The following is a 25637-nucleotide window of genomic DNA, read 5'->3' as shown; positions in this document are numbered from 1 at the left end:
AACGTTCCTTATGAGTCAGAGGATGAATTCCGGGACAGATGTTCCGCGAGACCGCAGGGCGGCGGGGCGAACAATCGGCTGTCCATAACCTGAAGATCCGCGGCGATCGCCGGATGAAAATCCATATGCGCCAGGATGTCGCGCTCAAGATCGATGCCGGGGGCGATTTCCGTCAGCACCGGTCCTTCCGGGCGCAGTTCGAAAACCGCCCGTTCGGTGACGTAATGCATGGTTTGTCCTTTGGCGCGGGCCAGTTCGCCGTTGTAAGAAATCTGGTTTACCCCGGCGACGAATTTACGCACCTCGCCTTCGCGGCGGATATGCAGCGCCCCGTGTTCACAGGCGATCTCCAGCCCTTTGGCGGTAAAAGAGGAGCAGAACACGACGTGGCGGGCATTCTGGGTGATATCGATAAAACCGCCCGCGCCGGGGCAGGATGCGCCGAGCCGTGTGGCATTGACGTGCCCGTGCGGGTCCATCTCGCCGGCCCCCATAAAGGTGATGTCGACTCCTGCGCCGTTGTAGTAGAGCATTTGATCCTGGTGGCTAATCATCGCGCTCAGATTACGGCCGATACCAAAATCCACGCCACCCGCCTGCTGCCCGCCGTAGATCCCTGACTCGACGGTGATGGTGACCTGCTCCCCGAGCTGTTCCTCGTGAATGATGGCGCCAATCACGTCATTGGGAATACCGGTGCCGAGATTGATGACGCAGCCGGGGGTCAGATAGCGGCAGGCAATCCGCCCGATAAGCTTGCGCAGATCCAGCGGCAGCGGCGCATTCTGCGCGGCGGGCAGCTGGATATCGCCGCACAGCGCTGGGTCGAAGGCCCAGCTTGAAGTCTGGCGGTGATCCGTCTGCGGCTCTTCGCATACCACGATGGCGTCGATCAGGTTGCCGGGAACGGTGATGCTTTTCGGATGCAGCGAGCCTTTCGCTACGCGATATTTCACCTGCGCCAGCACCTTCGCCCCGTAGCGTCTGGCGGCGAGAACGGCGTGCAGGACTTCCAGCTTCATCACCTCTTCATCGGTCGTGAGGTTGCCGTCTTCATCAGCATGGGTGCCGCGCACAATGACCACGTCCAGAGGAAGAGCCGGATAAAACAGATATTCGTCGCCGCGAAACGTGACGTGCTCGATCAGATTGGGTCGTTCGCGGGTGCGGGCGTTCATCCTTCCGCCCTCTATGCGCGGATCGACAAAGGTACCGAGACCGACGGGGGAAAGCCGCCCCGGCAGTCCGGCGGCCATCGCGCTATAGAGATGAACGATCTGCCCCTGCGGCAGGCACCAGGCTTCCACTTCGTTGTTGTTGATCATCGCCATCCAGCGCGGCGCCAGGCCCCAGTGCGAACCGATAAGGCGGGTCACCATACCCGGATGGGCAAAGTGCTGGATACCGCGCTGGCGATCGCTTTGCCCCGCGGCATGCAGTAGCGTCAGGTCACGCGGTTCGCCCGCGGTCAGAAAGCGCGCTTCGATGGCGCTTAAAATGGACTCCGCCGCGCCGATAAGCGTCATCCCGACGGTGCAGACGGTGTCGCCGCTGGCGACCCACCGCGCCGCCTCATGGGCGTCGATAAATTTGCTGCTCACTTTTTATCCTCCGTTGATAGCGTGATGATGGATTCTGCGAGACGCGTTTTGAGCTGCTGTTTGCTCACTTTGCCGTTGTGGGTACGCGGTAAAGCACGGGTGAAAATAATGCGCGCCGGTAGCTTAAAGCGGGCGATTTTGACCTTCAGCCAGTCGAGGATCTCTTCGCTGGTCAGGTGATGCTGGCCATCCGGCACGATAAACGCCACGGGCTCTTCGCCGTAGACCGGGCTGGGGGTCGGGATGACGGCAACTTCCCGTACTCCCCGATAGGTAGAGAGAATGTTTTCCAGCTCCAGTGAGTAAATTTTCTCGCCGCCGCGATTGATCATGTCCTTGCTGCGGTCTTTGATGTACAGCCAGCCTTCGTCGTCGAGATAGCCCAGATCGCCGGTACAAAACCAGCCCTGCGCATCGCAGCTCGGGCGTCGCTCGCTGTGCTGCCAGTATTCGCGGATCACCACATCGCCTTTTAGCCAGATATGGCCGATTTGTCCGGCGGGGAGGGGCTGCTGGCGATCGTTGCGGATGGTAATGGCGAGACCCGGGATCGCCTGACCTGAACTGCCGCATTTATCGCTGCCCCAGACGTCGCCCGGAAAAATCGTCGCAGGCGAGGTCGTTTCGGTGAGGCCGTAGATTGGCTGAATCGCGGTATGCGGGAACAGGGTTTTTAACTCCTTGATCAGTCCATCGCTCAAGTGGCCAGCGCCGCAGGCAATCGTGCGCAATGCCGGAAAATCGCTGGGATGGCTGGCGCTCTGCTCACGCGCAGCCTGGCAAAGAAGGATAAAAATGGTGGGCGAGCCGTGCAGAAAGGTAATGTTCTGCTCGCGCAGGGTGGTGATCACCTGCGGGGCATTGAACCGATGCTGCAGCCAGATGCTCGCGCCGAGGCTAATAAACAGCGCCAGCAGCGCCGACAGGCCGGTGATGTGATAGATAGGCACCGCCAGGATGGTGCTATCCGCGGCGGTGAGATTCAGTTTTTGCGTATAGGCGTCAATCGCGCAGAGCAGGTTATTGTGGGTGATAATCGCCCCTTTAGGCTCTCCGGTGGTGCCGGAGGTGAACATCATCACCGCCGTATCGTCGCGGTTAACCGGGACCGGCGGGCGGGTCAGCGGTTCGGGAAGGCAGAGCGCCTGCCATTCGCTGAGTGAAACCGCACGCGCGTCGGGGGTGTTTTTCAGCCAGTCCTGCACGGTCGCATCGAACAGGACAACCCGGGGAGCGATATGGCCTACCAGCGCCTCGCTTTCGGCCTGCTTAAGCTTGGTGCTGAAAGGCACCACTTCGATGCCCAAACCCAGCGCGGCAAAAAGGACTTCGCAAAAAGCGGGGTGATTGCCCCAGGCCAGCAGAATACGGTCGCCTTTGCGCAGCGACCAGCCGCGATCAAGCTGCGCCATCGCCCGCTGTACCCGCAGATGAAAATCGCGGTACAGATAGCGCCGATCCTCAAACGCCAGCGCCAGGGCATCCGGGCTGCGGGCGGCGCTGTGGCTCAGGGCCTGGTACAGATTCTGGAAGTCGGCGGAGGTGCTGTTCATGTGTCTCTCCTGATATCGCGTATTGAGTAGGAGTAGTCTGGGGAAATTCAGGAGAGGAAATTGCCGAATGGCTCACAATAGAAAATCAACAAAACAGAAGCAATTTTGTAACATTGCACAATGGGCAGGAGAGACCGGGTGGGGGAGAGATATCAGCGAATCAAACCGACGTGAACAAAGCCAGAGGACGCTATCTTTTAGACCCGTATTAACCGGGCCTAAAAGAGTGAAGGGGGGCTTCCTTAAGCACACGGTATGAATGTTCTGTTTGTGTTACGTGATGAACGTTCGCATACAATCTAAGACAAACGACCTTTCGTGTCTGGATCAAAACCCCAGGCACAGCTATGAGTTTTGTTTATTATGTGGCGAACACGTGAATCCCAAGCCATTGCCTGGACCTGAAAAATTTACAGTGGTTCGATTTTGCTGGAGAGGTTGCCGGGATTTATGGCGTGATTAAACGCCTGAGCTTGCTCAATTATCCACGCTCGAAAATTGGCAATTTTCGGCAGACTATCGCATCCGGGCCTGTATACCAGATAATAAGATAGCGGGCTTGTCAGCGAAACATCGGGACATAAGCGAATAAGGCGCCCACTTTTGATGTCATCATCAACCATTATGCTCCGTGCCAGAGCGATACCGTGGCCATCAATAGCTGCCTGAAGTACTGCTGCGGAGTTATTTATCCGCAAGGCGGGTTTACGTGCTATCGACTGAACGTTAAAACGCCGTAACCAGCGATCCCAGGTGATAAAATCTTTGTGTTGCTCCATCGACAGATCGTGAATAAGCGTTTGCTCAGTGACTCCCGTTAGACAGTTAATCGCAGGATTCACCGATATGAGGGAGGGGGCGCACACCGGGAAAACCTCCTCCGACATCAAGCATTCTGCCTTCAATCCTTCCCATTGTCCCAGACCATAGCGAATACCCACATCCATACCCTGTGCAGTGAAGTCCATTAACTTCAGGCTAGTTTCCAGGCGAACATCGATATCAGGCCATTTATGCTGAAAATCTTCAATGCGTGGCAATAACCACTTAGCTGCAAAGGCAGGGCTGACGGTTACGTTCAGAATACCGTTTGTCGCGCCCTCCCGCAGGAGCGTCATCCCCAGGTTTAGGCTTTGAAAACCCATGCGTATATCGGGGAGCGCACGGAGCGCAGGCTCCGTTAAAACGAGGGCGGCGCGACGATTATTGCTGCGGTGAAACAGCGGAAAACCGATCACTTCTTCAAGTGAACGCACCAGTTGTCCGACGGCTGCTGGGGTGACGTTTAACTCCTCGGCTGCAAGAGAAAAGCTCTGGTGGCGCGCGCTGGCTTCAAATGCACGTAGTGCATTGAGATGAACGGGTGTCTTCATACCTGATAGAAAACCTTCTTACAAAACCAAGATTATCTCATTTGTTCATGAGGGCATTGCTTAACATAATGCAGAAACGGTGAGGATTACAAAATAAATTATTGTAACCCCAACACAGAGTGTTGAGTTTATGCGCAAAGCTTTTCTTTGCGATAGGCAAGCGGGTGTCACCGTAACGAAGTATGGCCTGAGGCTATCTTTATGACTTTAGCGATCAAATGAATTAAGGAGTTTTCAATGGCTTATTTGCAGATCACCCTGGATATCAGCGAAAAGAACAGAGCAGCCGCTGCAGCGGTATATCAAAAATACAAAGCACCATTCCTCTCAACGATCGACGGCGCTGTTTCAAAAGAGCTGTTGGTACGTGCCGAAGATGTGCAGGTTCTGCATAGTTTCCACACGGCTAAACAGGCTGAGGCGTATCTCGGATCTCAGTTATTTACCGCAGATGTGGTTGAGGCGCTCAAACCCTATCTGAACCGCGCGCCTGACGTGCGTATCTACGACGTTGCCTGATAACGCATTGATCAAACGGAGATAGCAGTGATGGTTCACTGGACTGAAATGCGGAAAGAACTCCGGGCAGCGATCGGGAAATTCGCAGGTCTGCAACCCGATGTGATGCAAGGCATCGATAAGATGCAAAATGCAGCTGTCGTAACAGGCCACCTGGACGCCAAAACACATGAGCTCATCGCGTTGGCAGTGGCGGTCACGACCCGTTGTGATGGATGTCTGTCCGTCCATGCTGAAGCTGCTGCAAAACAGGGGGCGACGCGCGAAGAAATCGCCGAGGCTTTAGGTGTGGCAATCACACTGAACACTGGCGCTGCGTTGGTCTATTCCAGCCGCGCATTGGACGCCTTCGATAACCTACCTAAGTAAATAAATCTGCGGCTTCTGTACGGAGCCGCTTTTCCTATACTTTGGAAAGCAGCATGTTAATAAACCACGATTTCACCCGACGCGTTACCGTCTCCTGCGATGATTATTACTGGGTTCACTCCCCTCAGACAGGAATTGATCGTGTTATGTTGGATCGCATCGGTGGTGAGCAGGCCCGCGCCACCAGCCTGGTTCGTTATTTACCTCAGACATCATTCCCGGAACATCAGCATCCCGGTGGAGAAGAGATCCTTGTTCTGGAGGGGCAATTCTCGGAAGGCAACCGTGATTATCCCGCTGGCTGGTATTTGCGTAACCCTCCGGGCTCCTCTCACCAGCCTCACAGCAACAAAGGCACGCAGCTATTCGTCAAGCTTGGTCAGATGACAAAACGAGAAACTGTTCCGCTACGTATCGATAGCCGTGCGCCTGAAAACTGGCGTGAGGATGGCGGAATGTCAATTTGTCCGTTGTTTGAGAGCGCAGAAGAACGAGTTTGTCTGCTGCTTATGGATTCTGGTTCGCTGCTGGTTGCCCCCTCTTTGAAGGGAGGGGCTGAGTTGCTCATCGTCGAAGGTAACCTAATTGAGGGCAACAGCATCCATGCTAAAGGGAGCTGGATACGCATCCCGTCCGGGCATGGAATGGCGTTTATTGCCGGGATCGACAAAAGCCTGGTGTATCTCAAAGAAGGCCATCTCGATGTTGAGCAGGTAACGCTACCATGATGAATATTGAGGTCATCATTGTGGGAGGGGGACTCAGCGGGTTATACGCGGCCATGTTGCTGGAGAAAGCGGGTATTAACTACCTACTTCTCGAAGGCCGTGAGCGTATGGGGGGGCGTATCTTGCAGGCGAATACCGTTGAGGCTGATTTAGGCGCGACCTGGTTCTGGCCAACGATACAACCTGCATTGAAGCAGTTATTCAGAGAACTGAACATTGAGTCATTCAGTCATCAGGAGAGGGGGGACATGCTTTTTGAGCGTTCCAAAGATGCCCCTTCTCGCCATCCTGGATTTGTCTCTTCGCCTGCCGCCGCCCGTGTAAGTGGTGGGATGTCACGATTGCCCGATGCATTACTTGCGAAGTTAAAGCCTGAACGCATTCAGACCGGACTGCAGGTTAAACACATCGAACAGCAAAATGGCACCCTGAATATTTGCGGATCGTATGCCGATGGACGTCCGTTTAGCCGGCAGGCGCAACATGTACTGCTGGCATTGCCCCCCATGCTGGCTGCAGGGATCAATTTTTTCCCCCCGCTGCCCACGACGTTATTGCAGGCATGGCGTAACACCGGAACCTGGATGGCCCCCCATGCAAAGTATGTCGCTGTGTATCCCTATAATTTTTGGCACAGGAAGGGATTATCCGGAGAGGTAAGAAGCAACATTGGGCCTATGGTTGAAATTCACGATGTTTCAGAACCTGACAGGATGTTTGCGCTGTTCGGATTTATTGGCGTGCCTTTTCACGAGCGTCAGAAGATAGGTGACGCGGTCCTGAGAGATTTATGCCGAGCCCAGTTGATAAGACTGTTAGGCGAGGAAGCCGCCTATCCCCATGCTGAGTTTCTTAAAGACTGGGCGGCGGATCCCTTTACCTCAACCTCGCGCGACCTGGCCCTACCCGCAGGGCATTCTGTACCACCCGCCAGCGCAAATAACGGCTCGTGGCGTAACTGTCTTACCGGTATCGCTAGCGAATGGTCCACCGTCTTTCCTGGCTACCTGGCAGGAGCGATTGATGCCGCTGCGGCAGGCGTACAACACATAATCGAGAACAAAAGATGAAGCAGACTTATAAAGCAATGCAAGTTTCTCGTCCTGGTCAACTGGAATGTGTGGAAAAAGAACTTCCGGTTCCCGGCCCAGGTGAAGTGCTGATAAAAGTGGAGGCCTGTGGAATTTGCGGAGCAGATTCTGGCGTCGTTGAAGGTCTGGAAAAGAGTGTTGAGTATCCGCGTGTACCGGGTCATGAAGTGGTCGGTACGATCTGCAAAACATCGGGGCCGCTCCCGGCCTGGCTCAAGCCTGGTCAACGTGTCGGCGTTGGGCGACTAGGTGGTCATTGCAACGCCTGCGAGCAATGCCGTCTTGGACACTTTAACCTCTGTCAGAATCAACCGGTTACTGGCAGCACAAGAGACGGGGGTTATGCAGAATACATGCTGGCGCGTGAGACGGGGCTGGTCGCAATACCGGATGATTTGTCCTCCGTTGACGCCGCACCCTTACTTTGCGCCGGAGTAGCGACTTTTAACGCCTTAAAAAAATCTCAAGCGCAGGCTGGCGATACGGTTGTTATTCAGGGGATCGGGGGGTTAGGACATTTAGCTTTGCAATATGCACGCAAAATGGGTTTTCGCGTTATCGCCGTTGGCAGGGGTGATGATATTGCACGCGAAGTCATTGCGCTCGGTGCCCATTACTACATCGATACCAACAAAGAAGAGGCTGTTGAAGTCATTAAGGCGTTTGGCGGCGCCAAAGTTATTTTGTCGACCATCACGGACAGCCATGCCGTTGCCACTCTGCTACCCGCGCTGCTTCCCCAGGGAAGGCTGATGGTCGTTGGTGTGGGTAAAGCGCCATTGAGCTTTACCCCGGGTCTCATGGTCGGACGGGAGTTACAGATAAACGGAGCCATGACCGGGACGGCAATTGAATTAGAAAAAACGCTTAATTTCAGCCTGCTGGTAGCTGTGCGCGCGCAGATTGAAACGCGTTCTCTGGCACAAGCACAAGAGGCGTATGAAAAAATGCGTAGCGGAAAGGCGTCTTTCCGCATGGTTCTCACCATGGGGCACCGTTGAATACATACCCCGTACAAGGCATTGCTAATGACAATTAAAGAAATCTCAACTACGGAATTTACTGCAGACGTGCTGGAATCCGCGATTCCTGTACTCGTCGATTTCTGGGCCCCCTGGTGCAATCCCTGTCGTACTGTCGCCCCCATCATCGATGCCCTTGCTCTGGAGCATGCCGGCAAACTGAAGGTGTACAAGGTAAATGTGGATAAGCACCCCGATCTGGCATCACAGCATGGCATTCGGACCATCCCATTTTTTAAGATCTTTGTGAAGGGGGAGTCCGTCATCGAATTTTCCGGCGCCAGACCGAAAACTGACTTCGATGCGCTACTGACCAGCGTTATCAACTAAAAAATCATGAGCAACATTCATCTGCGAGGGTAATTATGAGCAAGACACGTGTGACACCGTGGCAGGATAAAGATCCTGTTCCCGCTGATTTGCTGAGAGCTATGCAGGCGCGTCGTCCCAACGGTGAACTCATTGGCATCGACAGGGTATTACTGAAAAGCGTTCCGCTGGCCACCGGTTGGAATGAGCTACTAAGCCGAGTTCGCGCTGATTTTAGCCTGGAGCTGATTTATCTGGAATTGATCATGCTGCGCGTCGCCGTTCTGAATGGTGCCCAATTTGAGTGGGGGGTGCACTATCCAGCCTATCTGCAGGCAGGGGGAACAGAAGAAAAGGCCCAAGCGCTAAAAAACGCTGTGCCGAAACGTGAAATGTTCGATGACCAGGAGTGGATGCTCATTACGTTGACCGATCAATCCACCATAAACGTTAATGTCGATGCCGCAGTTATTGCATCATTGAAAAATCTCTTCGGTGAAACCAAAACTGTTGAGGCCGTCGCGACCGTGGCAGCTTACAACATGGTTTCGCGTTTTCTGGTGGCGCTGGATATCTAGCTCCACAGTCCTCTCTTTTTTCACTATCGAAATATAACAGCAGAAGACGCTGCTGTAATGCTATGGGCCCAGCGTAACAGGCTTCAATGCCTGAGCACGAATACGCCCATAAAAAGGAGTACCTATGTTTGGTTTAGATGCTTTTCATCTGGCACGGATCCAGTTTGCATTCACCGTTTCGTTTCATATTATCTTTCCGGCGATAACTATCGGTCTTGCAAGCTATCTGGTCGTACTCGAAGGCCTCTGGTTGAAAAAACGCAGCGCAGTTTACCTGGATCTCTATCATTTCTGGTCGAAAGTCTTTGCCGTTAACTTTGGGATGGGCGTTGTTTCCGGACTGGTAATGGCCTATCAGTGTGGGACCAACTGGAGCGGTTTTTCTCAATTCGCAGGTAGCATCACGGGCCCCTTACTTATGAAGTATTAACGGCCTTTTTCCTTGAAGCAGGTTTCCTGGGCGTTATGCTGTTTGGTCGCGACAAAGTAGGACCCGGCCTGCATTTCTTTGCTACCTGCATGGTGGCTCTCGGAACATTAATATCAACCTTTTGGATCCTGGCTTCCAACAGCTGGATGCACACGCCTCAGGGATACAGTATCGAGAATGGTGTAGTCGAGCCTCAGGACTGGATAAAAATTGTTTTCAACCCATCATTCCCATGGCGTTTGGTGCATATGACGACAGCCGCTTTCCTTGCAAGTGCGTTCTTCGTTGGGGCATCTGGCGCATGGCATCTGCTTAAGGGCAGGGACACGCCAGCAATCCGCAAAATGTTCTCTATGGCGTTATGGATGGCAGCCATTATTGCGCCGATTCAGGTATTTCTGGGCGATGGGCACGGGCTAAACACGTTAGAGCATCAGCCTGCAAAAATTGCGGCGATTGAAGGGCACTGGGAAAACAGGCCTGGTGTAGCCACGCCGCTCATTCTGTTTGGCATTCCAGATATGGAGCAGGAACGAACTAAATTTGCACTTGAAGTACCTTACCTTGGCAGCCTGATCCTGACTCACAGTCTGAACCAACAGATCCCCGCGCTAAAAAGCTTTCCGCCTGCTGACAGGCCCAACTCTACCGTGGTGTTCTGGTCATTTCGTATCATGGTTGGTCTGGGACTATTAATGATTACCCAAGGTATTTTAAGCCTATGGCTACGTTACAAAAAAAAACTGTACGCCTCTCGACCGTTCCTCTGGTTCGTCTTGCTAATGGGACCGTCCGGGTTGATTGCCATCCTGGCAGGGTGGTTTACCACCGAAATAGGAAGACAGCCCTGGACTGTTTATGGCCTTCAACGGACCCGTGAGGCGGTATCCGCACACGGCGAGCTGCATATGAGTATGAGTCTCATGGCCTTTATTATCGTTTACAGTGCGGTGTTCGGTGTGGGTTATATCTATATGATGCAGCTCATTAAGAAGGGGCCGCAAACCGGTGAAGGTCAGTATCTACAGGAGGGGGGCCCGGGGAAGTTGCGCACACCAGCCAGGCCACTTTCAGCTGGCAATTGTACTGAGGACGGCAATCATGATTGATCTTCCGTTAATTTGGTTCGGCATCATCATCTTCTCTATCCTGATGTATATCGTGATGGACGGTTTCGATCTGGGTATAGGGATTATATTTCCGTTTAACAGAAATGCAGAAGAGCGCGATGTTATGGTTAACTCGGTAGCGCCTGTATGGGATGGCAACGAAACCTGGCTGGTGATGGGAGGCGCGAGTTTGTATGGTGCGTTTCCGTTGGCCTATGCTGTTATTACTGATGCACTAGCGGCGCCCTTGACGTTAATGCTTATTGGTCTGATTTTCCGTGGCGTCGCATTTGAATTTCGCTTCAAAGCGACTCCAGCCCATAAACCATTTTGGGATAAAGCTTTCATTTCAGGTTCTATACTGGCCGCGTTCTGTCAGGGTATCGTTGTTGGCGCTGTGATTAATGGCTTACCGGTAAGTGGGCGAGCATATGCAGGGTCGGCATTTATCTGGCTCGATCCTTTTGCGCTGTTTTGTGGACTGGGGCTGCTAATTGCCTATGCACTACTGGGTAGCACTTGGCTGATGGTCAAAACAGAGGGGCATCTGCAGCATAAAATGGCAAAACTAACCCTCCCATTGTTGCTGGCCTTAATGGTCGCTATGGGAATCATTAGTCTTTGGACGCCATTAGCACATCCTCATATTGCCAACCGTTGGTTTAGTTTGCCAAACCTGTTCTGGTTTCTGCCTGTTCCGGTATTAGTGCTGTTCAGCTCATGGGGGATCGTCCGGGCTGTTAACCGCTGCGCGCACTACACCCCCTTTTTCTTAACGCTGATGCTGGTGTTTCTTGGTTTTTCAGGACTAGGAATAAGCATCTGGCCAACTATCATTCCTCCATCGGTTTCGCTTCGCCAGGCCGCTGCTCCAGTAATGAGTCAGTCGTTCATGCTGGCCGGTAGCCTGGTGATTATCCCCGTCATTCTTGTTTACACCTTCTGGAGCTATTACGTCTTTCGAGGAAAGGTCAGAACGGATGATGGATACCATTAAGGAGACGTATAGATGATGCATGCTGACAATAAACCCCCCGTGCTGCTGAAAAAGCTCGTGTGGTTGATCGTCATCTGGACGGTCAGTGTTCTCGCTTTAGGGGGAGATTCAATGATTTTTAGGGCCTTAATGACTGCTGCAGGCCTGAAAGCATAATCGTACGAGCGCCATCCGGGTCTGGTGTCCGGATGGCGTTGCTAAAAGAAAAACTTTATTAGTCAGGAAGTTTATCTGCTTTGTTGTAACCTCAGTTTCCACTTCATACTGCCGTAGGGAGAGAATATCAGACACCACAGGCTTGACGGTTGAAAAGAACGATGACCATTCCATTGACGATCAAACAAATTGAAATGCTGGTAAAAATAAGTGAAGGGAAGGGACTGTCAGAAGCGGCGCGCTTGCTTAATTTATCGCCATCCGCCGTGAGTAAGGGGCTGGCGGTGATGGAAGAAAACCTGGGTGTTCCGCTCATCCAAAGAACAACCCGCTCATTTCAGTTGACTGAAGCCGGGGAGTACTTCGTTTCCAGAGCATCGGATCTGCTCAAAGAGTTCGACGATATCGTTAACACGACCTGTGGCTATTTCAACCATCCACATGGGGCCTTGAAGATCACCTGTTCTGTGGCGTTTGGATACGCACATTTGATCGATATTTTTGAAGAATATCGTAAAAAAAATCATGATGTTGAACTTATACTGGATCTCGACGATCACCTGACGAATCTGAATGAAAACAATGTTGATATCGCATTGAGGATTACCGCCACGCCCCCGCAGAACTACGCCGCCAGAAAACTTTCAAAAATCAGCTGGCTATACTGTGCTTCCCCTGATTATCTTGCACGGAAGGGCTCCCCGACTAAACGCACCGAGCTTGCAAGCCATGAGTGTCTGATCTATCCAGGATTAACGCCAGCCCTTCGCTATAACGATATCGCATCCCCGCATCCGCAGTGCGCAATAAAACCCAGAACACCGGTTCAGGCCAATAGTAGCCTGTTGCTCTTGAAGGCGGCTCTTTCAGGGCAGGGTATTGCCTGGCTTCCCTCTTATCTCATCAGCCAGCACATCGATGCAGGGGCGCTTGTTCCTTTAAAGCTTGACGGTAAATACGCTTACCCGACGCATAGCCTCTATGCACTCTATTTCCCCAGCAAGTTTCGTAATCCAAAGGTAAGATCATTTATTGATTTTTTGGTGGAAGAAAACCAGCCATGGAATCGTTGGGAAAAAGCGATAGGTAATTTGCTCTAATAAGCGCACAATCAACGTGCGGCAGATCACAATAATTAGCCAAAATGAAATTACCGACATAAGAAAAAACTATTGCATTGGTCACACTTTAAAGTGAAAACTTTTATATTTTGTGGTGTGCGTCATATTATGATGAAATAAATCCAATGTGAATAAAAGTATAAACTGTTTTCTCTAATATTCATTAGCCACTCTTTGTTTGCTGTGTAAAGCTTCATGCATTCAATCAAAGATATCTACCGCTTATTTGATTGAAATATCGTCAGGGACTTGTTGGTTTCTGGATTAAATGTAGACAAGTCATTCCAGTATGTAATTAAAACATGCGTAACTTTGTGTTTTTGTTAAGTCTATTGGGGACTCCTATGACCGTAGGAATTAATACCGAAGCAATTAATCATAAGAATATTCCCTTTACCATGTATGATTTAGGGTGGGTGGTGCTTTGCATCGGAGCTGCCATTGGCTCCGGAATCGTCTTTTTCCCATTACAGGTTGGATTAAAAGGGGTGTGGGTCTTTGCCCTGGCCGTTATCCTGGGCTATCCGGCAGTTTATTACATGCAGAAGCTGTTCATCGAAACGATGGCGCGCAGCGATGAGCAAGATTCCTACCTGAGTATTATTACCAGCTACGTTGGCAGCCGCTGGGGCGTACTGCTTGGCGCGCTTTACTCCTTCACCATGCTGAAGTCGATGGTGGAGTATGCTCTTGCCATTACCAACGACAGCGCCTCGTATCTGAAAACCTTTGGCCTTACTAACCAGACGTTATCCGAACACTGGTGGTGGTCTCTGCTGTTAATCGCCGGGCTCTCTCTGGTCGCGTCGAAAGGAGAAAAGCTGCTCTTCAAAGTTTCAGGCAGCATGATCGCCGTAAAGCTGGTGATCATCGTAGCGATTGGTTTCGTGGTGATCCCTTTCTGGGATGTGAGCAATATTGGTGCATTCCCAACCGTTAGCCACCTTGTCGTAGGTACGTTCCCGACGCTTCCGTTCGCTATCTTCTCCATTATGTTTGTTGGGATACTAAATCCGATGAACATCGCCTATAAAAAACGTGAAGAAGATAAGGACGTGGCAAAATATAAAATTTTACGCGTACACAAAGTGGCTTATTTAGTTCTTGTCGCTACCGTGCTGTTGTTTGTCATGTCCATCGTACTTTCTATCAGCGAAGCCGATGCGCTACGAGCCTATCAGGATAATATCTCGGCCCTGGCGCTGGCCGCCAAGGTCATTCCTGGGGCCACGGTGAAGTATATGAGCGTTATTCTCAATGTGTTTTCCATTGTGACGGCATTCCTGGCGCTCTATCTGGCCGTACATGAATCTTTTGTAGGTCTGATCAAAGTCACTGTTGAAAAAATAGTTAAGCCTCAGGAAAACAATAGTAAGGCGATCTCAGTTGCCGCTTTTGTCATGGTTGTGCTGGTGCTGTGGCTGATAGTACTAACGAACTTTCCCATTCTGAAGGTGTTTGTGTTTGGTGGCGTGACTTACGGACTTATTAGCTGCATCATTCCTGGTTTTATTATTCTTAAGAATGACAAGTTTTCTGACCTTCGTGGCGTCTCGGTTTACTATGTGATTTTAATCGGCATGCTCATGTGCATTGGACCTTTTGTCATGCTGTTTTCACAATAATTTTTAACTCATATAACTTACACTTTACTGAGATTTTGTTTTTTGCATTGCGTCATCATGAATCCTGTTGCGGGTCATCATTAATTCAATTCATGTTGATCCGCAAATAAAAAGCGGGAGCAAAAAAATAATTATCATTGCTGCGTGCCTGTGATATTAAAAGAGATATATAAAGAGGTTAGGGAGCTAAGATGTCGCATACTAAAATCGCAAATAAGTTACAAAATCTTAAATCATCTGCAATTAGAGAATTATTGAAACACAGCAAAATGGACGGTGTTATTTCCCTGGGCGGAGGAATACCAGATCCAAACTTGTTTGATCGGGAAGGCTTACAGATTGCTATGGATCACATCTTGACCCACGGTTGGGAAGACGCGTTTCAGTATGGACTGAGTGAGGGTAATCCTGAACTGCGGGCAGCCATCTGCCAGATCATGCTTGACCGGGGAATTCACTGCGGCGTAGAGAATGTTGTTGTGACCTCCGGCTCCCAGCAATCTCTGGATATTCTTGCTCGGGCTCTGATTAATCCTGGCGATGTAGTGGTGTTAGAACGGCCTACTTACCTGGCGGCGCTGCAGGTATTTCAGCTTGCTGAAGCGAACCTGTTGTCGGTAGGAACTGACGCTGAGGGCATGATTGTCGATGAGCTGGAAACGCTGCTTCTATCGACCCGGATAAAAGCAGTGTATATCGTGCCCACGTTTGGCAATCCAGGAGGCGTTAGCCTCGCGGAGCAACGGCGTAAACAGCTGGTGGAACTCTCACTACGCTACGATTTTATCATCATCGAAGACGACCCTTACGGCGAAATTAATTTTACGGATTCGTCATTCATCCCGCTCAGAGCATGGTCTGCGGAAAGGGGTAACAATGATAACGTTGTTTACACATCAACCTTTTCGAAGATCCTCGCGCCAGGCGCTCGGGTAGGGTGGCTCGTGCTACCGGATTGGCTGAAAAGAGCGGTAGTCAATATCAAGCAAACCACAGATTTACATACAAGTGCACTCTCACAGTCGCTGACCTCTCACTATTTACACAGTGGCCGCTTGCCGGGACAGATCGCACTCATCCGGAAGGCTTATGAGCTCAAATGTCGAGTTCTAAGCCACCATCTGCTGAACGAACTAGGTGACCACCTCACTTTTCATCAGCCGATGGGCGGCATGTTTTTATGGGCGAAGTTTAAATATGCGATGGATACCACGCAATGGCTTCAGAAAACAATACGCAACGGCGTGGTGTTCGTGCCTGGTGAATTTTTCTACTGCGAAGAACCTGATCATTGCACTCTGCGAATGTCGTATGTCAGCACCACGGAAGAGAATCTGATAGAAGCGGTTAAGCGCCTGAAAATTTCGCTTAATTAAGCGTCCTCACCTGCTATACCCAGCGAGGACATTGGTAATAAACAAGACAGTTAGAGTTGTAAGTTGTAACCAGAGGAAGAGTAATAATGACTAATCATAGTTTTGATAACCAGATGTCTCCAGAAACGTATCTGTGCCATGGCCCATTCGATCCTGAGGTATTTGGTGGCGTGGTTAACCCGCCTGTATATCACGCCTCTACGGTCATCTTCAAAAACTGCAAAGAGCTAAACGAGCGTCACCAGGCTCTGTTTGAAGATGCGGAAGATGAAGTGATGTATTACGGTCGATTTGGAACGCCAATCACCTTCGCCGTGCAGAAAGCTCTGGCCGAACTGGAGGGGGGGTACCGATCTTTACTGGTGCCTACAGGGCTGGCAGCATGCACCAGTGCATTACTGGCTCTGGTAAAAAGTGGCGATCATATTCTTGTCAGTAGCAGCGTTTACGGCCCGACGCGTGGGTTCGTAAATAATGTGCTGGCCAAAATGGGCGTTTCGGCAACCTTTTTCGACCCTACTATCGGCGATGGCATTGGTCAACTGTTCCAGGAAAACACTACCGTGGTGTTTACAGAATCTCCAGGCTCCCAAACATTTGATATCCAGGATATTCCGGCAATAACTCGCGTGGCGCATGCCCACAACGCTAAAGTGATAATTGACAATACCTGGGCAACGCCACTATTTTTCAAACCATTTGAGCATGGCGTGGATGTCTCCGTGCATGCCGCCACTAAATATATCGTTGGGCACTCTGATGCGCAGATGGGCTTGATCACGACGAATAAAGAAACCTGGCTTGCCATTCGTCGCTTTATCTATCTATTTGGTCTTCATGCTGCGCCGGATGATGTTTATCTCGCACAACGTGGATTACGCACGATGTCTTTGCGTCTCGGACGCCATCAGGATTCAGCGCTTAAAATTGCTAAATGGTTTGAAGAACGTGAAGAAGTGGAGCAGGTGCTACACCCGGCATTGCCTTCATGTCCGGGGCACGAAATTTGGAAACGTGACTTCACCGGTTCCAGCGGTTTGTTTAGCGTGGTGCTTAAACCGCACTACTCAAAAGAGTCTGTGGAGAAGTTTATTGATAGCCTGCAGTATTTCGGCATTGGTTTTTCGTGGGGCGGTTTTGAAAGCCTGGCCATTCCATTTAACCCGCGTAAAGATCGTCCGGAATATCACTGGCCGTACGAAGGGCACTCCTTCCGTTTACAAATCGGCTTAGAAGATCCAGTAGATTTAGTAAGAGACCTGGATCAGGCGCTGCGTCATCTGAAGGGGTAAGAACCAGCAAAAGCGCCAGTCAAGCTGGCGCTTGTTATACTAGCGCTATGACAAAACGTTGTGATTGGCGGAAGTAGTAATGGATATTCCGATAGAACTTAAGCACTTACAAACTCTTTTAGCATTGCGTAAAACAGGAAGTCTGACGCGCGCGGCCGCAGCTATGCAACTGACTCAATCGGCACTATCGCACCAGATCAAACAACTGGAAGAGCACTATAACGTTACTCTGTTTATGCGAAAAACATCGCCCGTAAAGTTTACCCTGGCGGGTGAGCGTTTGTTACACCTTGCTGAAATCGTGCTTAATGCAATGGAGGAAGCCAACAGGGATCTTTATAAGTTAGCGCTCGGAAAACAGGGCGCGCTCCGGATAACCCTTGAGTGTCACACCTGTTATGGCTGGTTACTACCGGTGATGGATGAGTTTCGTAAGAAATGGTCTGAGGTTGAAATTGATATATTGCCTGGTTTTCAGCCGGATCCAATAGGTCTTCTGTTGCAAGACAGAGCTGATGTTGCCATCGTGGATGAAACCGAGCAGACAGATCTGGTGAGGTACAGCTCTTTATTTAAATATGAAATGGTTGCTATTTTGGCAAATGAACATCCTTTAACGCGAAAGCCTTGGCTTGAAGCGGAAGATTTTCGTGGTGAATCGCTCATCACCTATGCAGTACCGGATGAGCGCATCGATCTTTGTCGAAAAGTACTTAAACCTGCCGGCATTCCAATTAGGAGAAAAACCACTGAACTCACCATGGCTATCATTCAACAGGTTGCCTGCCAGCGGGGTATTGCCGCATTGCCTATCTGGGCAGTATCAGAATATCTTGAAAAAAAATACGTCACAGCAAAGTCAATCACGGAAAATAAACTAATTTCAGAAGTTTGGCTTGCCACACTAACAGAGAACATCGACAAGGGCTATGTTAATGACTTTATTGGCTTTACCAGACAGCGCTGCTTGCGCTTATTAGATGAAATCTAAAATACGTAATAACAATGTAAGTGAGAGTTTTTTTGCATAAGAAGACGGCAATATCTTTATTTACAGGAGAAAAAATGAAAAAAATAATCAATACAAAAGCTGCTCCAGCAGCTATTGGACCTTATTCTCAAGGGGTATCATTCGGCAATTTAGTGATGACTTCAGGCCAACTACCTCTGGATCCAACAACGATGGCATTTCCCGAAGGAGGAGTAAGGGAACAGACTCGCCAGTCGTTATTAAATCTAAAAGCCGTTTTGGAACAATCAGGCGCTTCGCTGGATACTGTACTTAAAACTACCTGTTTCCTCGCAAAGATGGAGGATTTTTCGGTATTTAATGAAGTATACTCCGAATTTTTTGGTGACTCAGGAGCGCCAGCGCGTTCATGCATTCAGGCTGGCAAATTACCCAAAGAAGCCTTAGTTGAAATCGAAGCCATCGCGTATATTAAGTAATACAACAGGAGGCAAAGTGGATATGTGCCGTGAACACAGGCACATTATTTTTACTTTGACCTCCTTGTTGCTTTTTAATCCTGGTTAGATGAAAAGGGTGAATGGTTAGAGCATAACTACGTGGGCAAGGCAAATGGTCGGGCAACGCAGCAACGAGTGAGAATATTAGTGTTAATTTTGACTCGCTTCGGAACCCACAGGAGGCAGGAATACCATGTATAGAATGCGAGATATTGCAAGAAAGGGCCTGGCTCCGCCAGTGCTTTTACTGCTTTGTTTATTGATCAATATATGGGCGCGTTGGCCTATACTTATGCATATTGATGAGGTATTCACTATTTCATGGAGAGTATGCACCGCCCTGGTCACTGGAGGCATTAGTCTTGTCCTGTCTCTGACGGGACTGGTAACGTTGATAAGTAATCAAACAACCCTCAACGCACTGCATCCGGAACGAACCAGTATGCTGGTGACCAGAGGATGTTTTCGTTTTTCTCGCAACCCCGTCTACCTTGGATTTATAGGGCTACATATCGCTTTGGCCCTATTGTTAAGTAGTGTAATTGGTTTAATGATTACCCCGTTTCTCATTTTACTTCTGAGCATCTTGCATATACAGGTTGAAGAGGCTGGAATGCAGCAACTGTTTGGCCGACAATGGGAAGAATATTGCAACAATACACCTCGCTGGTTCTCTCTGGCATCGTTATATGCGGTCATTAAGGGGCGCGCCAAGTGATGGGATACCATTTTATTTATCGTTAAAATTGTGTGAATGGTATTCGCTTCTCACATACCACTAATAATTCATTCGTTACGTACTGTTTGTCCGACACTCACGAAATGCTGTATGGTTCCAGCGCACGAGTATTTCAGCTATGTCGACCAAACGATGGAATACGGTAGATATCCCGTCGTTACCAGGAATATCCTGAATCTGTAAGATGTTTCACTGGTATGGTCACGCAAAATCTACTCTCGAGATGATAATTTGTGCTATATTTTTTATTAATGCACTATGTTGATGAAAGTAGCATTTTAGAGCTGCGCAGAGTATTCCGTGAATCTTTTAAATGATTTTCACTCTTACGAATTAATTAATATTTTTACTAAGATGGGGAAGGGTAGATTAACTTGATTTTAACTCTAAAATTATGCATGCTTATTAAAAAATGGCGACACTCGAACGTCGCCATTGTTAATAAATGTAAGGAGAAACGTTTAGTTTAAAAGCCGACTTCTGTCACGACTAAAAAGCAATGAAAACAAACCGCCAATTACAACTATCCCTATTAGAATATACATAACAAAGTAAAAGTTATGAGTAACACTCAATATAAAACCAATTAATACAGGTGATAATGCCCCGAAACCAACGGCCATACCATTTAAAGCCCCCGCTGCAGACGACATCGCTTCTGCAGGAACCATTGATTGCAAGAGGGTAAACACACAGGGTAGTTGCATTGAGGAGGCGCCGATACCGAAGGAGATAACGATTGCAGCGAAAAAATTATTACTAATATTCACTCCAGTCAGGATGCTTGCAGCACACAACATGGCCGAGACAAACATTACCATGCCTTTCCTGTCAGTTTTGTCGACAATAAACCCAGCAAGCACCTTGAACAAAAGTCCAAATATAAAAGGAAGCGCGGACATCCAACCGACATTTGCCCATGAAAAACCGCGCTCGGTATTTAAATATGTTGGAAGCCAAGTTACGACACCCCATGACAGCATGGAGTTAGAAGAAAAAACAGCTAATAAAATCCAAAAATTAGAATTGCACAGATATACTTTGGCACGTTCAACAACTGAAATTTTTTCACTGCTATTTTTATGTAAAACTTCCTCTGTGGTGCTTTTATTGATTTTTTGGAGTTCAAGAACGTTAACGTATTTATTTTCCTGTGGGAAGTTTGATGTGAAAAAATAGATTAGAACAATGGGCAACAAGGTTAACGAGAATGAAAAATAAAAAGTATGACGCCAGGAATGCTCAGCGATGATCCAGGTATAAAGAGGCATGGCTAGTGCAGGAGCGAGTGACTGTCCTAAGATCCATGCCGTATTCGCTCGACCTCGTTCTCCAGCAGGGAACCAATTTTTTATGATTGTATTTTGCATAGGGTAGTAAAGCCCCTCACCAATACCTAGCAAAATCCTGGTTCCTAATAATATAGCAAAGAAACTTGACAACCCCCCAATCAAAAGTGATAGGCTTATCACCACATAAGCGATAAGCATGGCCCTTCGAGGGCCAATATAATCTCCTAAAGGGCTTAAAAAAACATTAGCAATCCCGTAACTCGCTAAGAATAAAGACATCAACAAGCCAACTAAGATTGGTTTGTCATTAAGATGCATTTCGTTTAAAAAGTGTGTATTTGCTGCAATAATAGAAATATTGACACGGTCAAGATATATAATCGATAAGCTAACGAATAATATCCCTAACACAAAAAAACGCTGTTTCGTAGGTTTTTGTACATGCTCTAAAATTGTGACACTTTGGGGCAAATCAGTATCATTTTTCATTTATTAATCCTTATGGTTATTATAGGGCGGTAAATTTTTATTTTCTGAGGTTAGGTAAGAGAAAATTTTACCTGTTCGGACTTTTCGGGCGAAATGACAGCTAACTATGTGTAACCTCTGTAATAAACCATTGACGTGCTAGTTTCTCCCAAAAAAGAGCACCTAATTCGAGGTTTTTATCATTGAAGTCATATGATGTACTATGAAGATCCCCTTGAGAAAGCGCATCGTTACCATTCCCAATCCATCCATATGCGCCAGGTACCTCCTGGAGCATAAAACCAAAATCTTCGGCGGTCATCGCTGGAAGAACATTATCATGAGCATTATTTTCACCAACAATTTCCCGCATCATTTTAGCCATAAAACGAGCTTCTTTGGGATGATTATTAGTATTTGGATAACCACCTTGTTTAATAATTACCTCAGCGTGCGCGCCATGAGCTTCTGCTATGCTGATGGCAATACGCTGCATATTATCCAGAATCAATGATTGAGCTTCGTTTGTTAAGGTACGGCATGTGCCCATAATTTTTGCTTCAGAAGGAATTATATTCGGTGAACTCCCCGCTTCAATTTTACCAATAGTCAACACGGCAGCGTCCAGAGGATTCATTCGACGTGATATTAAAGTCTGTAAATGCGACACAATAAAGCAGGCGACCGGCACAGGATCAATAGTTGACTGGGGGAGAGCTGCATGTCCACCTTTGCCAAAAACGGTGATCTCAAAAGTGACTCCCGATGCCATTATAGGGCCAATTTTTGTCCCCATTTGTCCTTGCGGAAGGTGAGGCCAGTTATGCAAAGCAAATACAGCCTGACAGGGAAAAAGCTTAAACAGTCCTTCGTTCATCATAACACGCGCCCCGGCACCGCCTTCTTCCCCTGGCTGAAAAATTAGATGTATGGTCCCATCAAAATCTCTATTTGCTGAAAGCAGTTCGGCTGCGCCAAGTAACATAGCGGTGTGCCCGTCATGTCCGCATCCATGCATACACCCTTTATGCTTACTAGCATGCGTGAATTTATTTGCTTCTTCTAATGGCAGGGCATCAATATCAGCTCTTATGCCTAATGCTGGTCCAGGATCATTAGCACTACGGTTTTTACCATATATACTACCAACGATACCCGTAGACGCTAGCCCTCTCTTGTAAGGGATATCCAGCTCAGTAAGAAAAGCTGCGATTTTATCGGATGTACGATGCTCCATAAATTTTAATTCTGGATGCATATGTAAATCATGCCTAAATTCTGTGAGCCTCTTCACATTAAGAGTCGTTCTATACTTAGATGACATGGGGGATCTCTTTTTAGTTAGCGTTAACCTTCGAAAAGTAACAAATGCTTTATCTTTATTGATCTAGTTCACATAAAATCAACCTTCCCAAACTACTTTATTGAATTCCTGCCATAAAAATACTTGCTTGAATTCATTCAACATGGATGATAGATAATGCTAATCTTGTCGTAAAATACCTTTTCAATATCTAACTCATACCATTGAGGTATATCTATGGAATTGCGTCAATGCCGCTACTTCATCTCAGTAGCGAAGCTAGGTAGCATTAGTCAAGCTGCGTTAGAACTTCATATTGCTCAACCCGCTCTGACACGCCAGATGCAAAAACTGGAAGAAGATCTTAGAGTAACGCTCTTCAATCGAACAGGGCGCGGGGTGCAACTTACTGATGCAGGAAGCCAGTTCCTCGTTGACGCGGAAATATTGATCAACAATGTAACCGTCATAAAGGAGCGCGCTGTACGAGCCTCCCGTGGAGAATGTGGTAATATTTCGCTAGCGCTTCCTGTAATACAAAATGCGGCACCACCGATCACAACATTATTAAAAAAATTCAAGAAGGCATCACCGCTCGTCGGTATTACGCTTCATCACCTCATATCTGAAGTGCAACTTTCAAAGATCGCTGAGGGAGAGCTGGATGCTGGTTTTTTATTGTTTAGACCTCTTAATGATCCGCTTTTTGCAGGAATCCCCGTTTTCAAAGAAAAAATGTTATTAGCTTATCCGACTGAGTGGAAGTGGCCTGATAATAAAGAACCTCGTTACTTAAGAGAATTGCAGAATCTTGACTTTATATGGCTTCCTCGTACCGCGGCACCGGCGTGGCATGATCGACTTATTCATTGCTTTTACGATGCAGGTTTTACGCCACGTTCCGTTATGCACGGCGTTGATGCAGTATCGATGCTTACATTAGTTAGCGCAGGCATGGGATGTACCATCGTTGCAGAAGGGATGAGACATCTTGCTCCGTCAAACGTGTCGTTTGTGGTTTTAGAAGATTTAAACATTGTACAGGAATGGGAGTTAGTATGGCGCAAGGACAGGTGCTCTGAGGTTTTAAAAAGTTTAATAAATTTGATTTGAGCATATACCACGCGCTAATAGCGGAATAAATGACTGCTGCTTTTTGAGCGCAAGCGGTCAATCGGGACTAATGGCATGAGAATATGCTTTCGGCTGACGATGAGGAAGGAAACCTCTATGCAGAAGTTTAGTCTCCTGAAACGTCGACCTGTGCGTCATCGTGCTGAATATGACCGGTTGTATCTAACGCGTGACCAGCAGTTGTCCTGCTTTGACCCGATCGCCAATAGGGAGCATCAGAGGGCCAGCACCACACGAGAGTATCGGCGCAACTGGCGGACTAGTAGTGTAAGACTAAAATAAAGCGTCACCCGTAGAGCTTTAATGCCTGAGTATACTGATTTCATGAGCGAGGAGTAGGGATTATGAAAAGGTTTGCTTACGCACATACACTCAATTTAACATAATATACATTATGCGCACTAATGTTGTAGTAGCTAAATTGAGATGTCCGTCTCTGACCAAATAGATATGTCCGCGCTACAGTCTTACCACAGCGATCACTGCTTTCAAAGATAGCTTCCCAATCAAAGGATTCTGATGACGGATCATGCACCGGCATTTTTACTTTGGATGAAGTTAACCGACTCTAAATCATTCATGACGTTGTCGACCGGCGTCTGACCACTCAGATGGCCGCGCAGCGCCTGGGTATTCCCGATCGCCAGTGCCGACGCCTTCTCTCGCGTTACAATCAATCAGGCCCACTGAGTATGCCTAACCGCCGTCGTGGATAACCCAGCAATAACCAGCTGCCTGATGGTCTTGCCCGGTACGCACTCAATATTATCCGCGAACGCTATACCGACTTTGGGCCTAGGCTGGCGTATGAGAATGTTGTCTACTTGTGAAAAAAACTCATAACACCATTCAATGGCGCATGCTGGTTCCCTTCATACCAGTGCAATACCCTGTCACAAACATAATTGCTGGCAATAAAAGAAGGAACACCGAATGAAGTATGTGAATCTGGGTCGTAGCGGGTTGAAAGTCTCCCGTCTTTGTCTCGGTTGTATGAGTTATGGCGAACCTGAACGTTTGCCTCAACCCTGGTCCCTGGATGAAAAGGCGTCACGACCGCTCATTCGTCAGGCGCTTGAAGCCGGCATTAATTTTTTTGATACCGCGAATATCTACTCGGGCGGTAGTTCAGAAGAAATTACAGGAAAAGCGCTGAGAGAGATGGCCAGACGCGACGAGATCGTTGTAGCGACAAAGACCTTCTTTCCGTGGCGCAACTCACCCAATACCGGGTTTCTCTCCCGCAAGGCCATTTTTAAGTCTATTGACGATAGCCTGATGCGCTTAGGCATGGATTATGTGGATCTCTTTCAGATTCATCGCTTTGACTACTCCACGCCTGTTGAAGAGACCATGGAGGCTCTGCATGACGTCGTTAAAGCAGGAAAAGCGCGTTATATCGGCGCATCTTCTATGGAAGCCTGGCGCTTTGCAAAAATGCAGCATACCGCTGAGCGTAACGGTTGGACCCGATTTATCACGATGCAACCGCAATACAACCTGCTTTACCGGGAAGAAGAGCGTGAGATGCTGCCCCTGTGTGAAGACCAGGGCGTTGGGGTGATCCCCTGGAGTCCGATGGCACGCGGCAGGCTCACGCGCGACTGGAGTGTCACGTCCCGACGAACGCAAAACGATGCCTTTGCGTTAAAAATGTATGAGAACGCAGCCCTTCTGGATAAGCCCGTGATTGATGTTGTTGCCAGCATTGCCGAAAAGCACGCGGTGCCAAGAGCTCATGTTGCTATTGCCTGGCTGTTATCAAAATCCGTCATCACAGCACCGATCATTGGCGCAACGAAACCAGAACATCTTTCCACGGCTATCAGCGCGCTGGACTTTTCACTTAGCGATGCCGAAATCACGGAACTGGAAGCTCGCTATCTGCCGCACCCCGTTGACGGGATCATTCCCCCGCTTCCGGATACGCCGCCTTCCCTCACGCCGCCTTCAGCGATCCAGAACTATTAACACCCTGCCCT

Annotated in this window: 25 protein-coding genes and 1 pseudogene; 20 read left to right on the top strand and 6 right to left on the bottom strand. The window is 48.7% G+C overall.

Annotated features, from left to right (window positions below; translation table 11 throughout):
- Positions 1–8: 8 nt before the first annotated feature.
- From KB890_RS01655 to gcvA, 3 genes are all read right to left on the bottom strand, one after another.
- The gene (locus KB890_RS01655) at positions 9–1601 is read right to left on the bottom strand and encodes an acyl CoA:acetate/3-ketoacid CoA transferase (RefSeq protein WP_004179836.1); all 1593 of its coding nucleotides are present in this window, start codon (positions 1599–1601) and stop codon (positions 9–11) included.
- Entirely contained in the window at positions 1598–3154 is a 1557-nt protein-coding gene (locus KB890_RS01650) for a class I adenylate-forming enzyme family protein (protein WP_004179837.1), read from the bottom strand. The genes KB890_RS01655 and KB890_RS01650 overlap by 4 nt, the downstream gene beginning before the upstream one ends.
- Before the next feature lie 410 nt (positions 3155–3564).
- Entirely contained in the window at positions 3565–4527 is a 963-nt protein-coding gene (gene gcvA, locus KB890_RS01645; RefSeq protein ID WP_004179838.1) for a transcriptional regulator GcvA, read from the bottom strand.
- 237 nt (positions 4528–4764) lie between these two features.
- On the opposite strand from gcvA, the gene KB890_RS01640 reads away from it, so the two are divergent.
- The 17 genes and pseudogenes from KB890_RS01640 to KB890_RS01560 all read left to right on the top strand — a co-directional run bounded on the left by KB890_RS01640 (position 4765) and on the right by KB890_RS01560 (position 19437).
- Positions 4765–5046, top strand: a complete 282-nt coding sequence (locus tag KB890_RS01640) for a hypothetical protein (protein WP_004179839.1) — start codon at positions 4765–4767, stop codon at positions 5044–5046.
- A gap of 30 nt (positions 5047–5076) precedes the next feature.
- Entirely contained in the window at positions 5077–5415 is a 339-nt protein-coding gene (locus KB890_RS01635; protein ID WP_004179843.1) for a carboxymuconolactone decarboxylase family protein, read from the top strand.
- Positions 5416–5468: 53 nt separating this feature from the next.
- Entirely contained in the window at positions 5469–6143 is a 675-nt protein-coding gene (locus tag KB890_RS01630) for a cupin domain-containing protein (RefSeq protein WP_032408683.1), read from the top strand.
- The gene (locus KB890_RS01625) at positions 6140–7213 is read left to right on the top strand and encodes a flavin monoamine oxidase family protein (RefSeq protein WP_004179845.1); all 1074 of its coding nucleotides are present in this window, start codon (positions 6140–6142) and stop codon (positions 7211–7213) included. Before KB890_RS01630 ends, KB890_RS01625 begins: the two co-directional genes overlap by 4 nt.
- Positions 7210–8235, top strand: coding sequence for an alcohol dehydrogenase catalytic domain-containing protein (locus KB890_RS01620; RefSeq protein WP_004179846.1), 1026 nt, complete (start codon positions 7210–7212; stop codon positions 8233–8235). The genes KB890_RS01625 and KB890_RS01620 overlap by 4 nt, the downstream gene beginning before the upstream one ends.
- A gap of 27 nt (positions 8236–8262) precedes the next feature.
- Entirely contained in the window at positions 8263–8586 is a 324-nt protein-coding gene (trxA, locus tag KB890_RS01615; protein WP_004179847.1) for a thioredoxin, read from the top strand.
- Positions 8587–8621: 35 nt separating this feature from the next.
- The gene (locus tag KB890_RS01610; protein ID WP_004179848.1) at positions 8622–9143 is read left to right on the top strand and encodes a carboxymuconolactone decarboxylase family protein; all 522 of its coding nucleotides are present in this window, start codon (positions 8622–8624) and stop codon (positions 9141–9143) included.
- A gap of 124 nt (positions 9144–9267) precedes the next feature.
- A pseudogene (locus tag KB890_RS01605) lies at positions 9268–10682 on the top strand (cytochrome ubiquinol oxidase subunit I).
- Complete coding sequence (gene cydB / locus KB890_RS01600; RefSeq protein WP_004179851.1) at positions 10675–11679, top strand: cytochrome d ubiquinol oxidase subunit II; 1005 nt, start codon at positions 10675–10677, stop codon at positions 11677–11679. Before KB890_RS01605 ends, cydB begins: the two are co-directional and overlap by 8 nt.
- A gap of 12 nt (positions 11680–11691) precedes the next feature.
- On the top strand, positions 11692–11835 hold the full coding sequence (locus KB890_RS01595; RefSeq protein ID WP_022631200.1) for a DUF2474 domain-containing protein: 144 nt from the start codon (positions 11692–11694) through the stop codon (positions 11833–11835).
- 161 nt (positions 11836–11996) lie between these two features.
- Positions 11997–12935, top strand: a complete 939-nt coding sequence (locus tag KB890_RS01590; protein WP_004179853.1) for a LysR family transcriptional regulator — start codon at positions 11997–11999, stop codon at positions 12933–12935.
- 365 nt (positions 12936–13300) lie between these two features.
- Positions 13301–14581: an amino acid permease gene (locus KB890_RS01585; protein ID WP_004179854.1), complete on the top strand. Its 1281-nt coding sequence runs from the start codon at positions 13301–13303 to the stop codon at positions 14579–14581.
- Positions 14582–14772: 191 nt separating this feature from the next.
- Positions 14773–15957 carry an aminotransferase-like domain-containing protein gene (locus tag KB890_RS01580; protein WP_004179855.1) on the top strand — a complete coding sequence of 395 codons (1185 nt, stop codon included), beginning with the start codon at positions 14773–14775 and terminating at the stop codon, positions 15955–15957.
- Positions 15958–16043: 86 nt separating this feature from the next.
- Entirely contained in the window at positions 16044–17249 is a 1206-nt protein-coding gene (metC, locus tag KB890_RS01575) for a cystathionine beta-lyase (protein WP_004884445.1), read from the top strand.
- A gap of 79 nt (positions 17250–17328) precedes the next feature.
- Entirely contained in the window at positions 17329–18240 is a 912-nt protein-coding gene (locus tag KB890_RS01570; RefSeq protein WP_004179857.1) for a LysR family transcriptional regulator, read from the top strand.
- A gap of 74 nt (positions 18241–18314) precedes the next feature.
- Positions 18315–18698, top strand: coding sequence for a RidA family protein (locus tag KB890_RS01565; protein WP_004884428.1), 384 nt, complete (start codon positions 18315–18317; stop codon positions 18696–18698).
- A 223-nt stretch (positions 18699–18921) separates the two neighbouring features.
- Positions 18922–19437: a methyltransferase family protein gene (locus KB890_RS01560; RefSeq protein WP_080883435.1), complete on the top strand. Its 516-nt coding sequence runs from the start codon at positions 18922–18924 to the stop codon at positions 19435–19437.
- Positions 19438–19919: 482 nt separating this feature from the next.
- Here the strand turns inward: KB890_RS01560 and KB890_RS01555 are convergent, their stop codons facing one another.
- Entirely contained in the window at positions 19920–21239 is a 1320-nt protein-coding gene (locus tag KB890_RS01555) for an MFS transporter (RefSeq protein WP_020325038.1), read from the bottom strand.
- 100 nt (positions 21240–21339) lie between these two features.
- A complete protein-coding gene (locus KB890_RS01550) occupies positions 21340–22542 on the bottom strand; it encodes a M20 aminoacylase family protein (protein ID WP_020806275.1) in 1203 nt (400 codons plus the stop codon).
- Positions 22543–22758: 216 nt separating this feature from the next.
- Between KB890_RS01550 and KB890_RS01545 the strand changes: the two genes are divergently transcribed.
- Positions 22759–23634, top strand: a complete 876-nt coding sequence (locus KB890_RS01545) for a LysR family transcriptional regulator (protein WP_004179864.1) — start codon at positions 22759–22761, stop codon at positions 23632–23634.
- A 548-nt stretch (positions 23635–24182) separates the two neighbouring features.
- Here KB890_RS01545 and KB890_RS27500 read toward each other — a convergent pair.
- Positions 24183–24302 (bottom strand): hypothetical protein, encoded by a 120-nt coding sequence (locus tag KB890_RS27500; RefSeq protein WP_223168828.1) that lies wholly within the window; start codon positions 24300–24302, stop codon positions 24183–24185.
- On the opposite strand from KB890_RS27500, the gene KB890_RS27495 reads away from it, so the two are divergent.
- Both KB890_RS27495 and KB890_RS01535 read left to right on the top strand, forming a co-directional pair.
- Positions 24267–24371 carry a helix-turn-helix domain-containing protein gene (locus KB890_RS27495; RefSeq protein ID WP_077257447.1) on the top strand — a complete coding sequence of 35 codons (105 nt, stop codon included), beginning with the start codon at positions 24267–24269 and terminating at the stop codon, positions 24369–24371. The two genes, KB890_RS27500 and KB890_RS27495, sit on opposite strands and share 36 nt — an antisense overlap.
- A 217-nt stretch (positions 24372–24588) precedes the next feature.
- On the top strand, positions 24589–25626 hold the full coding sequence (locus KB890_RS01535; protein ID WP_004179866.1) for an aldo/keto reductase: 1038 nt from the start codon (positions 24589–24591) through the stop codon (positions 25624–25626).
- Positions 25627–25637: the final 11 nt, after the last annotated feature.

The sequence above is a fragment of the Klebsiella sp. P1954 genome, from assembly GCF_018199955.1.
Taxonomy (GTDB): Bacteria; Pseudomonadota; Gammaproteobacteria; order Enterobacterales; family Enterobacteriaceae; genus Klebsiella; species Klebsiella pneumoniae.
This window is presented reverse-complemented; position numbering and strand designations above follow the sequence as displayed.